The sequence below is a fragment of the Streptomyces sp. NPDC002386 genome (assembly GCF_053593175.1).
The window spans coordinates 85,277-99,888 of the sequence record NZ_JBSFBX010000005.1 but is presented as its reverse complement, the minus strand read 5'-3'; the positions used below and the strand labels follow the sequence as shown (position 1 = coordinate 99,888).

Genomic DNA, 14,612 nt, shown 5'->3' with positions numbered 1-14,612 from the left:
CGCACCCTAACGGCCCGGCGGCCGGCGCGGATAGAGCGCTCTCCGCGTCGCCGCGCGACTCCCTCAGCTCCGGTGGAACACTTCCACCTCCAGACTCAGGGACAGGTCCCCGGCCGAGCGCCCGGCGAGTACCCGGCAGGGTCCGGGTTCCGTCCGCCAGGCTCCCGCCCCGGCGTCCCAGTGGCAGAGGGCGCGGGCCGGGACGCGCACCCGTGCGACGGCGGTCTCGCCGGGCCGGGCCCGCACCGCCGCCCAGCCGGCGAGCCATCGTTGCGGGTGGTCGACGGCGGTCGGGCCGGGGCGGGCGAGGTAGATCTGCACGACCTCGCGTCCGGCGCGCGGCCCGGTGTTGCGCACCAGCACCCGTACGGTGAAATCCTCCCCGGCCGGCGTCCGCTCCGGGCCCGAGAGTTCCCCGTACTCCCAGGTGGTGTAGCCCAGTCCGTGCCCGAACCAGTACGCGGGGGCGCGCCGCGCGCGGAGCCAGCCGCGGTGGCCGACGTGCACACCCTCGTCGTAGGAGAACCGGCCGGCGTCCGGCCGGGTGCGGGTGACGGGGGCGTCGGCGAGCACGGCGGGCCAGGTGGTGGGCAGCCGCCCGCCGGGCTCGGTGCGGCCGAGCAGCACGTCGGCCAGGCCGCCGCCCGCCTCCTGGCCGGGGAACCAGGCGAGCAGCAGGGCGCCGACCTCGTCCCGCCAGGGCAGTTCCACCGGGCCGCCGCTGTTGACGACGGCCACCGTGCGCGGGTTGGCCCGGGCGACCGCGCGGACCAGGGCGTCCTGTTCCGGGCCGAGGCCGAGGTGCGTGCGGTCGCGTCCCTCGGACTCCTGCTGCTCGCCGGTGCCGACCACCACCACCGCCACGTCCGCCTCGCGCGCCGCCCGGGAGGCGGCCGCGAGGGCCTCGGCGGCGCCCGGCGCGGGCGGTGCGGCGCCGACGACGGTGGCCCGGCCGGTGCCGGGGGCGAGTTCCCGGCGGGCGACCAGCAACGGGGTCGTACCGCGGGTCAGTCGCGCCGTGACGACCTGGGTGGGCGGACTCACGTGGATGACGGCCGGGTCGTCGGTCGTGGCGGCGAACACGCCGTCCAGCAGCGGGTGTCCGTCGAGCTCCAGGCCGAGACGGCCGAATCCGGCGATGCCGATCCGCCAGGTGCCGGAGGTGCGGGGGTGCAGCCGCGCGCTGATCTCCACGGTGTGCGCGCCGGCCGGCAGCGGCGGTTCCAGCTGCCGGCCGCCGCGCCGGTGTTCCGCGTACAGCTCGGCACCGGAGGAGTCCAGGACGCGGAGCAGCACGCCGGGGGTGGCGGTGCGCGGGTCGCCGGCGAGGGTCATGTCCAGGGGCGGGGGCGGGCCGTCCGGGGCCGGGCCGGGGACGTGGACGACCCGGGCCCGGCCGCGCAGGCCGGCCCGGATGCCGTCCAGCAGCGGGACCTCGTCCTGGGGGAAGACGCCGGCGCTGCCGCCGCCCTGGGTGCGGGTGCGGGCCGCGGGAGCGCCGATGACGGCGACCGTGCCGAGGCGTCCTGGGTCCAGGGGGAGGACGTCCCGGTTGGTCAGCAGGACGGCTCCGGCCGAGGCCGCCCGCCGGGCCAGGAGCCGTGCCTGCCGGGACCGCAGCAGCGGCCGCGCCGGGCGGTCCGGGCCGCCGAGGACGCCGCACCAGGCGGCCAGCCGCAGCAGCCGGCGCACCTTGCCGGTCACGGTCCGCTCCTCGACCTCGCCCGCCTCCACGGCCCGCACCAGCGACTCGCCCCACTCCCCCGCGGGGCCCGGCATCTGGAGGTCGAGACCGCCGCGGGCGGTGTCCAGGGTGCCGCGTACGGCGCCCCAGTCGGAGACGACCAGGCCGTCGAACCCCCACTCGTCCTTCAGTGGCGTGGTCAGGAGGCGGTGCGCGGTCATGGTGGTGCCGTTCACGCGGTTGTACCCGGCCATCACCAGCCGGACGCCCGCCGCCACCGCCGCCTCGAACGGCGCGAGGTGGACCTCGCGCAGCGCCCGCTCGTCGATCGACGCGTCGGCGGTGAGCCGGTCCGTCTCGGCGTCGTTCGCCACGAAGTGCTTGGCGGTGGCGGCGACCCCGTGCGCCTGGATGCCCCTGATCAGGGCGGCCCCGGTCCGGGCGGTCAGCAGCGGGTCCTCCGAGAAGCACTCGAAGTGCCGCCCGGCCAGGGGGCTGCGGTGCAGATTGAGGTTCGGGGCGAGGACGACGTGCACGCCCTTGCGCCGGGCCTCGGAGGCGAGGAGGCCGCCGAGTTCCTCGACCAGCGGTTCGTCCCAGGTGGCGGCGAGCGCGGTGGCCGAGGGCAGCAGGACGGCGGTGTCCCGCTCGTCCCAGCCCTCCCCGCGCACCCCCGCCGGACCGTCCGACAGCACCAACTGGCCCAGTCCCAACGAGGGTTCGGCTGCCGTGCGCCAGGTGGTGGCGCCGGTCAGCAGGCGGACCGCGGTCCGCAGGGTCAGCTTGTCGAGCAGCCGGTCGAGTTCGTCCTCGTCGGCCATCCCCACCCCTTCCTCTCTTCGCCGGCCGCCCGGGTCAGCCGTAGACGCCGAACTCGTACAGCGAGTAGCCGTAGCCGGTGCCGCGCGCGGTGCCGTTGACGCGCACGTAGCGGCCGGTTCCGGTGACGTCGAAGTCGTCCACGCCGCCGTTGCCGTCCGTCACGGTGCGCACGGTGCGCCAGTTCTGCCCGTCGTCCGAGGTCTGCACGGTGTACGCCTTCGCGTACGAGGCCTCCCAGAGCAACTGGACGTGCCGGAAGGCGGTGCGGGTGCCGAGGTCGACCTGGAGCCACTGCGGATCGCTCCAGTCGCTCGCCCAGCGGGTGTTCTGGTTCCCGTCGACCGCGTTGGCGGCGGTGCACGGGCAGTCGCCGTAACCCGGCTGGTACGAGGAGGCGGTGGCGGGTCTGCCGAGGGCGAGGTTCGTGCCGCCCGGGGTGGGCGGGACGACCCTGACGGACCGGGTCCCGACGCCGACGTTGCCGTGGCCGTCGGTCACCTTGACGTACATCTTCCAGACCCCGGGCCGGTCGGGCGCGGTGACCCTGAGACGGCCGCCGCCGAGGTCGGTGTGGGGCAGCGGGGTGAGGTCCTTGCCCTTGTCGATGTACATGCTGTTGGCCAGGACCTCGTAGGAGAGCGCGTCCCCGTCCGGGTCGGTGGCGCTGACGGCGAGGGTCAGGTCCCGGCCCGCCTGCACCCGGCCCGCGTCGCCCTCGACGGTCGGGCCGGAGACGACCGGCGGGGTGTTGTCGCGGGAGGTGTCCGCGCCGTAGGCCCTCTTGACCGCGTAGTACGACAGCCGCTTCTGGCCGGCGGGCAGGAGGTTGAACCAGATGCCGCCGAAGTCGTACTCGGTGCCGTAGTGGAACATCGTGGCGCCGAGGGCGACCCCTCGGTGCCCGGTGACGCAGCCCCACGCGCGGGTGTACCCGTCGGCCTTGGCGCGGTCGCCCGGCTCCAGGGGCACCCCGTTGGCGTCGTCGGGCACCTCCCACTCACCGGCCGGCCCGGTCTCGGTGATGATGTACGGCTTAGTGTAACCACCCTGCTCCCAGGCGGACTTCACGTCACAGACCGCGTTGTAGGAGTTGACCGCGTACAGGTCGAGGTCGGGCGCGTTCCTCTTGAAGTACGGCCAGGCGCCGACCCAGGCGTCGGTGGAGGTCACCGGGTGGCTGGAATCCACGGCGTGGATCCGCTTCGCCACGTCGTTCACGAAGGAGGTGTAGGCGTCGCGCTGCCGTTCCAGCTCGGTTCCGCCGTAGCAGTTCTGCAGGCCGAGCACCGACTCGTTGCCGACGTCCCACATGAGGACACCGGGGTTGTCCTTGTAGGTCTGGACCCACTTGGGGAACTCGTCCAGCATCTGGTTCTTGTAGGCGGTGTCGGTCACGTAGTTCACGCAGCCGCCGCTGCCCGGTCCGCCGCCGGGCTGCAGCCAGAACCCGGCGATGACCTTGACGCCGTGCGCGGCGGCGGAGTCGAACAGCTGCTTGCTGGAGGCGTCGGTCCCCCAGGTGCGGATGGTGTTGACGCCCATCGACTTCAGGTCGGGCAGGTACCGGTCGGCGTCCGCGATGGACGGGCCCCAGGTCAGGCCCTTGATCTGGTACGGCTTTCCGTCGACGGCCAGTTGCCAGTCGCCCTGGGTGCCGGTCACCTTGACGACGCTGCCGGCCGCGTGGGCCTGCGCGGCGGGCAGGGCGGTGAGGGCGCCGGCGGTCAGCACGCCGGCGGCGAGGGGCGCGGCGAGGCGTCGCGCCCGGGTGCGGGGTGGTGGGGTCATGGTGTGGGTCTTCCGGTGTGTGGGGGGCTAGGGCAGGCGGTAGTCGGTGCCGAGGGCCGCGCCCGCCTGCGGGTGCGTCTCGTCGTAGCCGCGGGCGTCGCACTGGAGTCCGCCGACGACGCAGTGGTCGACCAGCGCCTTGAGCGTGCGGTCGTCCCAGGCGTTGAAGAAGTCGTAGTGGAAGCTGTGGCCCGGACCGCTGGCCAGCCGCACCTTCGACATGTCGCCGTTGACCGGGAACGCCATCTTGAACTCGATCATCGGCAGGGCCACCGGGTGGTCGGCGGGGCAGATGTTGTCGTTGGTGCCGGGCTTCACCACCGGGTAGGCCATGTGGCTCTTGTGGTCGGGGGTGTCCAGGTACCTGCCGTCCCAGCAACTGGGCGCCTGGAAACGGATGTTGAGCTGTACGTCGGGCCGGGAGGGGCAGCTCGCCGGGAATTCGGTGTTGAAGAAGCTGTCGCCGCACTCCCAGCCCTCGACGAAGCCGGGATGGTGGCGGAACTCGTCGGCGCTCTGCATGGGGCTGCCGACCACGAACCGCAGCCCCTTGGGAAAGGGACGGACGCTGGTGTAGTCGGTGACGCCGGCCTTGTAGTAGATGACCTGCGGGCCGACGGGAAGGACCGGCTCGTCCCCGTTGGAGAGGGTGGGCATCCAGTAGCCGGAGAGGTCACCGGGGGCCTTGCAGGTGGTGCCGCCCGCGCTCAGGGTCGCGGTCGTACTGCCCGCGTTCGTGGTGGTGTTGCCCATGAACGTGTGGTCGTGGGACTTGCCGGGCTGCTGCGGGTAGACGATCGGGTCGTCGGGCCTGGTGTGGCTGACCGAGCAATTGGCCTGGAACTCGTGGAAGTAGCGGTGCGGGGGGTTCTGCGTCGACGGCGTGACGCCGGTGACCGGGGGGTTCGCGGGGATGTAGCCGTCGCCGTCGGGGTCCTCGGGTGAGGAGGCGGTGGACAGCGCCATCGTGTGGCCGGTGTGCACGACGGCCCCGGAGGGCGTGGAGGACGCGGCGACGCCGCCGAGGCCGATCGGGGTCAGCAGCAGGGCGGACGTGACGAGCGCGCCCGAGAGGATCTTCGATCTCCGTGACATGGGGACTCCTCGGAGGGAGGTGGGGGCTGGAGGCCGTACGGAGTGGGAGAGCGCTCTCCCATCGCTGGAGTGTTGGGGCGGCGACGAGAGGTGTCAAGGGAATCGGCCAAAGGATCAGCGATGGCCTTTCGCTCACTTCTCGAAGGCATGGGTGGGAATGTGACGGTCGCTCAGGGGTGTCACGGGGAAATCCCGGCGTAACTCTTGACGCATCGTTCACGCCAATGAAGCATCCAACGTCGAGAGAGCGCTCCCAAGCCCCGCATCGTTCACTTCCTGAACCAGGAGAGCCGCGTATGCCCCCCTCTTCCCCCACCTCCCCCTCCTCGCCGTCCGTGGGCCGCCGGACCGTGCTGGGCGCCGCGGCGGCGGCCGTTCCGGTACTGGCCGGCGCGGCCGCGCCGGCCGGCGCCGCGACCGGCCGCCGCAGGTCTCCGCGCGCCCTGCCCGGTGGCGGCGACCTGGGTCCGAACGTGCTCGTCTTCGACCCGTCGACGCCCGGCATCCAGGCCAAGCTGGACGAGGTCTTCGCGAAGCAGGAGTCGGCCCAGTTCGGCACCGGACGCTACGCGCTGCTGTTCAGGCCCGGCACGTACCACGGCCTGAACGCCCAGATCGGCTTCTACACCTCCATCGCGGGCCTGGGCCTGTCACCGGACGACACGACCATCAACGGCGACGTGACGGTCGACGCGGGCTGGTTCAACGGCAACGCCACACAGAACTTCTGGCGTTCGGCGGAGAACCTGGCCCTGGTCCCCGTGAACGGCACGAACCGGTGGGCCGTCGCCCAGGCGGCTCCGTTCCGCCGGATGCACGTACGGGGCGGGCTCGACCTCGCGCCGTCCGGCTACGGCTGGGCGAGCGGCGGCTACATCGCCGACAGCCGCGTCGACGGCCAGGTCGGCCCGTACTCGCAGCAGCAGTGGTACACCCGCGACAGCGTCATCGGGAGCTGGCTCAACGGCGTGTGGAACATGGTGTTCTCCGGCGTGCAGGGCGCACCGGCGCAGGGCTTCCCGAATCCGGTGTACACCACGCTGGACACCACCCCGGTCTCCCGCGAGAAGCCGTTCCTGTACCTCAGCGGCAGCGAGTTCCGGGTCTTCCTGCCGGAGAAGCGGACGAACGCCCGCGGTGTGACCTGGGGCAACGGCACGCCCAGGGGCACGTCCCTGCCGCTGTCACGGTTCTATGTCGCGAAGCCGGGCGTCAGCGCGGCCACCCTCAACCAGGCGCTCGCGCAGGGCCTGCACCTGCTGCTCACTCCGGGCGTCTACCACGTGGACCGCCCGATACGGGTCGACCGTCCCAACACCGTGCTCCTGGGCCTCGGTTACGCCACCCTCGTGCCCGACAACGGGACCACGGTCCTGAAGGTCGCCGACGTCGACGGCGTGCGGCTGGCCGGCTTCCTCGTCGACGCGGGGCCGGTCAACTCCCGGACCCTGCTGGAGATCGGTCCGGCCGGCGCCGCCAAGAACCATTCGGCCAACCCGACCACGGTGCAGGACGTCTTCGTGCGCATCGGCGGCGCGGGCGCCGGCAAGGCCACCACGAGCATGGTGATCAACAACCGGCACACCATCGTCGACCACACCTGGGTGTGGCGCGCCGACCACGGCACCGGTGTCGGCTGGGAGACCAACCGCGCCGACTACGGAGTCGTGGTCAACGGCGACGACGTGCTCTGCACCGGGCTGTTCGTGGAGCACTTCAACAAGTACGACGTGCAGTGGAACGGCCAGCGGGGCCGCACGATCTTCTTCCAGAACGAGAAGGCGTACGACGCCCCGAACCAGGCCGCCGTGCAGAACGGCAGCGTCAAGGGCTACGCGGCCTACAAGGTCGGTGACCACGTCACCGCGCACGAGGGCTGGGGCCTGGGCAGCTACTGCTACTACAACGTCGACCCGGGCATCGTGCAGCACCACGGCTTCTCCGCGCCGGACCGGCCGGGCGTGAGGTTCCACGACCTGCTGGTGGTCTCGCTCGGCGGCAACGGGCAGTACGAGCACGTGATCAACGAGACGGGGGCGCCGACCTCCGGCACGTCGACGACGCCTTCCACGGTGGTGTCGTACCCGTAGAGTTCCGGCGCGCGCAGGCGGCGGCGCGGGCGGGGCTACAGGTCGAACTCCACGTGCTCGAGGTCGGTGAACTCCACCTCGAGGCCGTGGGCGCGGCGGCCGCTGTCGCGGAAGTAGACCTCGCCCAGGGCCTGCGCGGCGATCTCCCGCAGCCGGTCCTCGGTGGCCCCCGCCTCCTGCGCCTCGAAGAGACGGGCGGCGTGCCGCGGGGGCAGGGCCAGGGTGAGGTGGCGCAGCCGGGCGTCGTCCGTCGAACCGGGAGCGGCCGTGTAGCCGAACCGCGCGCGGGTGTCGATGACCATGCCGGTACTGGTGGCCGCGGCCCGCCTCGCCCGGGCGCGGATCTGCGGCTGCCAGCGCCTGGCGACCTCGCGCTCCATGCGCTGCGCGAGGTCCGGCCTCGGATGCCTGATCTGGTCCTTCACATACCGTTCGACGGTGCGCCGGGTGATGCCGAGCAGTTCGGCGACCCGTCGGGTGCTGCCGCGGTGCTGCCGGACCAGGTAACGCATCCTCGCCCCCGCGGACTTGGGGAGGGGGCGGGTGAACGCGCCCCGCACCGCCTTGTCGAGCCCTTCCCCGACGGTGTCCATCGGCTCCCCTACTCTCCGTCGTCGTGGGCGGTGACCTCGCCCGTCTTGATGTAGCGGGCGAGGTTGAGGTTCGCGCCGTACTTCTCGCGTACTTCCTCCGCCCACAGGGTGGTCCGGGTGCCCTCGTGCTTGACCATGCCAGGGGACACCCCGAGCCGGAAGCCGCCGGGCACCGTCTTCCCTTCGGCGTCGTAGGGCAGGACGTCCAGCGGTGAGGGACCGTCGGCCGCGTACACGGCGCAGTCGGACAGGACGGCCACCGGGTAGCGTCCGGTGGCCGCGGCCAGGGCGAGCATCTTGCGGTGCATGTTGACGCGGGCGCGGGAGATGACGGCGGCGCGGATGTCGGGGCGCCAGGTGGGCCGTGCGAGGGCGGGCCACGCCTGTCCCGGTTTCCAGCCGCCGCCGCGCGCCCGTTCGCGCAGCTTGCCGATGCCGCCCTTCACGGTGGACTTGACCGCGTCCAGGACGACGGCCAGCTCCGGGTCGCGCTCCTTGCAGCCCTCCATGGCGGACAGGAACCGCTCCGGGGGAAGCTTCTCCGCCACGCCCAGGTCCGCCATGGTGTCGACGTAGGCGTCCCGGAGGCGTTTGTACCAGGCGTCCAGGTACCTGCCCCTGTCCTGGCGCACCCAGGCCTCGACCGGGGCCACCTCGTAGCCCAGTTCCACCGCGTACGCCACGGTCGGGGTGGCGTACCAGGCGGGGCCGGCCGGGCGTTCGCCGGACGGTGTGAAGGGGCTGGGCAGCAACTCGCCCTCCAGGCGCCGCCATTGCCTGGCCACCAGGACGTGCGAGAGGTCGACGTGGGAGAGGTCGACCAGCCAGGAGCCGGGCAGCGCCGGGTCGAACTCCGGATCGGTGACGTGCACGGGGGGCGCGGCCAGTCCGACGACCGCGCCGTTGGCGGCGGCGCCGAAGGCGAGGTTGACGTCGATGCCGACCAGGTGACGCCGCATGCACTCGTCGTCGGTGAGCTCACGGGCCCAGTCGTACGCCTCCTCGAACAGCATCTCGTCGGGGCCGCGCTGGTGGAAGCGGGGCAGCCCGGCGAGCAGCGGATGTCCGTCGGGTGCCTCGCACGGGGCGCAGTCGAGGGGGGCCTCGCCCAGCGAGCCGGGCCGGTGCTCCTTGTGCCGCCGGCCGTCCGCGTCGGGCTCGCTCGCCCGGGTCGGCGGGTTGAGGGCGGTCATCAGCTCCAGGCCGGTCACGGCGGTGGAGCCGCGCGGTGTCGTCACCCGCCGGGCGTAGGTGCCGAGGACGCGGGCGAGTCCGGCCGGCTCCAGCTCGGCCGCGTGGCGCCAGGAGCGGGGATCCAGCGCGCCCCAGGACGGCAGGCAGAGCTGCACGCACTGCCTGCGGCCGCCCTGGACGGGGCGGTAGACGCGCGCCCAGGGGCCGAAACCGCGTCTGGTGAGCCGCCAGTCGGCGCGGTCGAGCTGCCCGAGCACCTTGTGTCCGTCCGGGAGGCGTCCGGCGAGCCGCTCCTCCTGGGACAGCGTCGCCGGCAGCCCGTAGCGCCGGCACGCGGCCTCGGTGAGGACCAGCAGCGGGTCGGCGTCCCTGCCCGAGCCGTGCAGCCGCGCGGCCCCGAGCCGGGCCTCCGCAAGCGCCCATTCGACCAGCGCGGGCAGCGACTTGGCGGGCACGTCGACGACCAGACCCCCGATCCCGTACCCGGTCACCCGCCGGTCCTCCCCCGCGTCGACCACGAGCAGCGGCCCGTGCGCGTAGGGATCGGCCCCGGGCGCGGAGCGTGCTTCGCTCCTCACCGCGGGCCGGTTCGCCAGCCTGCTCCCCGGCACCGGTGACCGGGCCGCACCCGCGGCCGGCCGGGGTACGCCCTCGGTCCCCGGCCCGGCGGCATCCGCCGTGGCGCCTCGTGAGCCGGACTCCGTCCCCGACCCGGCGGTGCCGCCCGGCTCGGCGCCGGCCGACGGCTCGTCGCCGGGTGCCGGCCCCGCGGCGGCCCCGCGTCCGGCGGCGCCCTTGGGCTTCGCGGCATCCGTGGGCCCGCTCCCGGCCGCACCCTCGGGAGCCCCGGCCCCGGCTTCCGCCGTACCGGCGGGGTAGAGCTCGGCGAGTCGCTTCAGCAGGCGGGCGTAGGCGTCGCGTTCCGGGGGGCGGGGTTCGGTCCGGCCCGCCTCCCAGCCACTGACCGTCGCGCGGCGTACCCGCAGCGCGGTGGCCACCTCGTCCAGCGTGAGGCCGTGGGCCTGGCGCAGCCTCCTGCGTTCGGCCGGCGGCGGCAGTGTGGCCCGGGACGCGACCAGCGCGTCGACGGCGTCGAACAGCTCGGACATGCGGCACCTCCTGCCCCGAAGCGTAGCGTCAAGCGCATGTTTCGCGTACGAACCGCGTGCATGACGCGTTCATCGGGAGGGCCCGGCCGGTGCGGGCGTGCGCCAGACGAGGACCTCGTTGCCGGGCACGCGCGCGGAGAAGCGGCCCTCGGGCGACCGGGACCGCAGCAGCGCGCGCAGGTCGGCCTCGAAGGCTCCGAGACGCTCGCCGAAGAGGCCGGGCGCCGAGGACGACAGGGAGAAGACCCAGGCGACGACGTCGTCCACCTCGCGTTCCAGCGCCTGCCCGCCGGGCACCACATGCCGGTCGGGTCCTAGGAATCCGGCCCGGGCCAGCACCGCCGCCTCGCCGCTCGGCGTGCCCCTCGGCAGCACCCCGCGCCCGGTCCGGCGGACCGGGCCCAGGTACTCCTTGACCAGTTCGACGATGGCCGGGTACGGCACCACCGGATACGGCAGGCCCTCCACGTCACGCCGTTCGCCCTTCAGGTCCGACACGTGCAGCAGGGCCCCGCCGGGCACGAGCATCCGGCGCACGGCGGCCGCCACCCGATCGCGGTCCATCCAGTGGAAGGACTGGGCGAAGACCGCGGCGGTGAACGTCCCGAGGCCCGCCGGAAGGTCCTCGGCCCGCAGCCGTACCCATCGCGCGTTCCCGGCCGCCTCCCCGCCGGCGGCCCGGCGGGCCGCCTCGGCGATCATCCCGGGGTCGGGGTCCACTCCGACCACCTCGGCGAACAGGCGCGACAGGGGCAGCGCCAGCGTGCCGGGCCCGCATCCCACGTCCAGCAGCCGGCCGGTCCCGTCCGGTGCGAGCACCTCGGCCAGCCGCGGCACCAGGGCGGGGGCGTAGGGCAGCCGGCCCCGCTCGTAGTGGACGGCCGTGCCGGCGAACAGGGTCTCGTCCCAGGTCCAGCCCTCGGCCACGGCGGCCCCTCTCCCCCACCGGATCGGTCCCGGGCGATCATGTCACGGCGCCCGTTCCGGTAGGGTGCACTGAGGCGCCGGCAGTCCGAGTCGCCTCGGCCGCCGGCCACGACACCGGCGTCCGGGCGGACCCTTCCGCGCGCCGGGACGCCGCTCGACGGTAGGTTGATCGCCATGAGTGACAACGTGTACTTCGACATCACGATCAACGACGAGCCGGCCGGCCGGATCGTCTTCAAGCTGTTCGACGACGTGGTCCCCAAGACCACCAGGAACTTCCGCGAGCTGGCCACCGGCCAGAACGGCTTCGGTTACGCGGGTTCCTCTTTCCACCGCATCATTCCGCAGTTCATGCTCCAGGGCGGCGACTTCACCCGGGGCAACGGCACCGGCGGCAAGAGCATCTACGGCGAGAAGTTCGAGGACGAGAACTTCGACCTCAAGCACGACCGTCCGTACCTGCTGAGCATGGCCAACGCGGGCCGGAACACCAACGGCTCGCAGTTCTTCGTGACCACGGTCGTCACCGACTGGCTCGACGGCAAGCACGTCGTCTTCGGCGAGGTCGTCGAGGGCCAGGACCTGGTGAAGCGCATCGAGGGTCTCGGCAGCCGCAGCGGCACGCCGAGCGCGAAGGTCACGATCTCCGAGAGCGGGACGGTCTAGCGGCCACCGGGGCGGACCCGCCCGATGACGCCGCCCCCGCCCGGCCCGCGCCGGTGAGCGGCCGCGCCCGGAACCGGGCCCGGCCCGCTCCGCTGCGCTTCGACGGCTGGATCGCGGGGGTCGGGACGTCGTCCGGCACCCGTCTGGTGGTGGGGCACTGGGTCCGCTCGCCCTTCGGCCCGTTCAGCGACGTGATGCTCGAACGGGCCGACGGCCACCGGCTGCTGCTGGCCCCCACCCCGCGCACGGCGGGGTTCATCGCCGGTACCTACACCTTCGACGAGGTGCGGGTCGTGCCCGTACGGGTGCGTGACGACGGCCGCCGCTGGACCGTCGAGGCCGAGCCGCTGCTCCGGCTGTGTTTCACCGCCGGGCGGCGCGGCGCCACGGGGCTGCTGCTGAGGGCCGTCCCGGGCGCGCTGGCCGCCTCGCCGGCCTGGACGGCCGTGACGGATCCGCTCGCCCGCCTGCTGATGGGCGTTCGCACGCGCGGGAGCGCCGGCGGGGGCAGACGCGAGTGGTACGGGGCGCGTGATCTGCGCGCGCTGACCACCGCGACGGCCACCTTCGAGGGCCGGGACCTGGGCGCGCTCGCACCGGTCGCCCCGCCCGTGCGCTTCGGTTTCGGCTCCACTCCCCGCCGGCCGTCCGTCGTCCGCGTGACCACCACGGTGCGGGAGACACCCGGGTGACGATGTCCGCGGACCGGCCGGGAGCCGGGCTCCCGGAGCCGTCCGCGCGGGCGGTCCGCTTCCGGCGGCGGGGACCCGGCGGCCGGAGCTGACGGTGCCGCGCACCGGAGGGGACCGAGCGGACCGGCTCCTTTCGTCGGATCATGGCAGCAGGGGCTCGACCGGCGCCGCCCGCTCCAGGGGCGACGTACGGCCGTCGGCGACGAGCCCGGGTGCGGCGAGCACGGGAGGGACCCGTGAGGCAGTGGCGGCGCGGCCTCCACCGCGCGTGGGAGTGGCTCGGTGTGCGCGCGCTGTTCCGGCGCGGACGCGATCTCGAGCTGATGCACAGGGCGATGGGGTTCGCGACCCTGGCGCTGGTGACGCTCGCCCCGCTGCTGATCGTGGTCGCCGCCGGCGATCCGCTGGTCCGGGGAGGCTTCGCGTCCTGGCTCACCGACGGCATGGGCCTGTCCGGGCAGTCCGCCGACGCGCTGACCGGGATCATCAGCCCGCCGCGCAAGGTCATCGGCACCACCAGCGCGCTGAGCCTGGTGCTGCTCGCCGTGTTCGGGGTGTCGTTCGCGGGCAGTGTGCAGAACGGGTACGAGCGCGTCTGGGGCCTCGCGGCCGGCCCCTGGCACCGGGTGTGGCGGCAGGCGACCTGGCTCGTGGTGCTGACCGGCTACCTCTACCAGGAGGTCCAGACCCGCCCGGCGCTGCACGGGACGGTACGGATCGTGGTGTCCGTGCTGAGCGGGGTGCTGTTCTTCTGGTGGGGCCAGCGTTTCCTGCTGGGCGGGCAGGTCAACTGGCGCCGCCTGCTGCCGGGCGCGATCGCCACCGTCGCCGGTCTGGCCGGGCTGCGCGTCTTCTCGTACCTCGTCTTCACCCCGCTCATCGTCACCAACGCGCTGAACTACGGGGCGGTGGGGACGGTGCTGGTGGTCGAGTCATGGCTGATCGGGGTGGGCTTCGTCGTGTACGGGGGTGCGCTGTTCGGCCGCTGGTTCTGCGAGCACCACTGGATGCCGTCCCACGAGGAGCGCGGCTCGCGTTCATGAGGCGCGGGCGGGCGCGGCGAGCAGGGCCGGCCAGTCCTGGGCCGCGGCCCAGTCGGCGAAGGTGTGCCAGCCGACCTCGGGGTGGGCGCGGCGCAGGGCGGTGACGCCGACCTCGAGACCGGTGGTGCCGAAGTACCCGAACATCGCCGCGAGGTCGTGCGAGTGGGTGCGGACGTGGGCCAGCGGCACCTCGTGGTGCCCTATCGGCAGGCCGGTGACGGTGGCCAGGACCGCGGCGATACCGGCGGCGGTGAGTTCGTCGGAGGCGATGTCGATCCTGCGGCCGGTGAACTCCGCGCGGCGCACCAGGGCCAGCGCCGCGAAGGCGCCGATGTCCTCGGCGGGGACGAGGGTCAGGGGGCGGTCGGCCGGCATGGGCCAGGCGAAGATGTTCTCGCGCAGGCCCTCCAGCGTCCAGCCGGAGGCGAAGTTGTCCATGAAGGCCGCCGGGGCGACGACCGTCCAGGGAACGCCCGTCGTCGTCAGGTGGCGCTCGATCTCGGCCTTGCTGTCGTAGTGCGGTATGCCGGTACGGCGGTCGGCGTGCGCCGCCGAGGTGAACACGACGTGCCCGAGACGGGCGTGCGCCGCCGCGTCCAGCAGGGTCCTGCCCTGGCGCACCTCGGTCGCGGTGTCCGTACCGAACGGGGTCGTCACCGCGAAGAGGGAGTCGGCACCCGCGAGGGCAGCGTCCAGGGAGGGACGGTCGTCGAAGTCGGCACGGCGGACGTCGGCGCCGAGCCGGCGCAGGGCCTCGGCCGCCGGTGCGGCCGGGTCGCGGGTGAGGGCGCGGACGCGGTGTCCGGCCGCGAGCAGGGCGCGGGCGGTGGCACCGCCCTGGGCGCCGGTCGCGCCGGTGACGGCGATGGTGAGCATGGCAGGGCTCCTCGGGAAAGGGAGTCGGGTCTC

At 73.6% G+C, this 14,612-nt stretch carries 11 protein-coding genes; 4 read left to right on the top strand and 7 right to left on the bottom strand.

Annotated features, from left to right (window positions below; translation table 11 throughout):
- Nucleotides 1–63: 63 nt before the first annotated feature.
- Genes ACWCPN_RS12425 through ACWCPN_RS12415 form a run of 3 tightly spaced genes read right to left on the bottom strand, consistent with a single transcriptional unit; the run spans nt 64 to nt 5,389 of the window.
- Nucleotides 64–2,505, bottom strand: coding sequence for a glycoside hydrolase family 3 C-terminal domain-containing protein (locus ACWCPN_RS12425; RefSeq protein WP_451204686.1), 2,442 nt, complete (start codon nt 2,503–2,505; stop codon nt 64–66).
- Between the two features lie 34 nt (nt 2,506–2,539).
- The gene (locus ACWCPN_RS12420) at nt 2,540–4,294 is read right to left on the bottom strand and encodes a discoidin domain-containing protein (protein ID WP_451204684.1); all 1,755 of its coding nucleotides are present in this window, start codon (nt 4,292–4,294) and stop codon (nt 2,540–2,542) included.
- Between the two features lie 27 nt (nt 4,295–4,321).
- Nucleotides 4,322–5,389: a DUF1996 domain-containing protein gene (locus tag ACWCPN_RS12415; RefSeq protein ID WP_451204682.1), complete on the bottom strand. Its 1,068-nt coding sequence runs from the start codon at nt 5,387–5,389 to the stop codon at nt 4,322–4,324.
- A gap of 296 nt (nt 5,390–5,685) precedes the next feature.
- Here ACWCPN_RS12415 and ACWCPN_RS12410 point away from each other — a divergent pair, with 296 nt between their 5' ends.
- Nucleotides 5,686–7,479, top strand: a complete 1,794-nt coding sequence (locus ACWCPN_RS12410; protein ID WP_451204680.1) for a coagulation factor 5/8 type domain-containing protein — start codon at nt 5,686–5,688, stop codon at nt 7,477–7,479.
- Between the two features lie 35 nt (nt 7,480–7,514).
- Here ACWCPN_RS12410 and tpg read toward each other — a convergent pair whose 3' ends face one another.
- The 3 genes from tpg to ACWCPN_RS12395 form a co-directional block, all read right to left on the bottom strand.
- Nucleotides 7,515–8,072, bottom strand: coding sequence for a telomere-protecting terminal protein Tpg (tpg, locus tag ACWCPN_RS12405; RefSeq protein ID WP_451204678.1), 558 nt, complete (start codon nt 8,070–8,072; stop codon nt 7,515–7,517).
- 8 nt (nt 8,073–8,080) lie between these two features.
- The gene (gene tap, locus ACWCPN_RS12400; RefSeq protein ID WP_451204676.1) at nt 8,081–10,375 is read right to left on the bottom strand and encodes a telomere-associated protein Tap; all 2,295 of its coding nucleotides are present in this window, start codon (nt 10,373–10,375) and stop codon (nt 8,081–8,083) included.
- 69 nt (nt 10,376–10,444) lie between these two features.
- Entirely contained in the window at nt 10,445–11,302 is an 858-nt protein-coding gene (locus tag ACWCPN_RS12395) for a class I SAM-dependent methyltransferase (RefSeq protein WP_451204674.1), read from the bottom strand.
- Nucleotides 11,303–11,476: 174 nt separating this feature from the next.
- Between ACWCPN_RS12395 and ACWCPN_RS12390 the strand changes: the two genes are divergently transcribed.
- The 3 genes from ACWCPN_RS12390 to ACWCPN_RS12380 all read left to right on the top strand — a co-directional run bounded on the left by ACWCPN_RS12390 (nt 11,477) and on the right by ACWCPN_RS12380 (nt 13,703).
- Nucleotides 11,477–11,968, top strand: coding sequence for a peptidylprolyl isomerase (locus ACWCPN_RS12390; RefSeq protein ID WP_199213155.1), 492 nt, complete (start codon nt 11,477–11,479; stop codon nt 11,966–11,968).
- A 53-nt stretch (nt 11,969–12,021) separates the two neighbouring features.
- Entirely contained in the window at nt 12,022–12,660 is a 639-nt protein-coding gene (locus tag ACWCPN_RS12385) for a hypothetical protein (RefSeq protein WP_451204672.1), read from the top strand.
- Nucleotides 12,661–12,896: 236 nt separating this feature from the next.
- A complete protein-coding gene (locus tag ACWCPN_RS12380; protein ID WP_451204670.1) occupies nt 12,897–13,703 on the top strand; it encodes a ribonuclease BN in 807 nt (268 codons plus the stop codon).
- Here ACWCPN_RS12380 and ACWCPN_RS12375 read toward each other — a convergent pair.
- Nucleotides 13,698–14,579, bottom strand: a complete 882-nt coding sequence (locus ACWCPN_RS12375) for an NmrA/HSCARG family protein (RefSeq protein WP_451204668.1) — start codon at nt 14,577–14,579, stop codon at nt 13,698–13,700. The two genes, ACWCPN_RS12380 and ACWCPN_RS12375, sit on opposite strands and share 6 nt — an antisense overlap.
- Nucleotides 14,580–14,612: the final 33 nt, after the last annotated feature.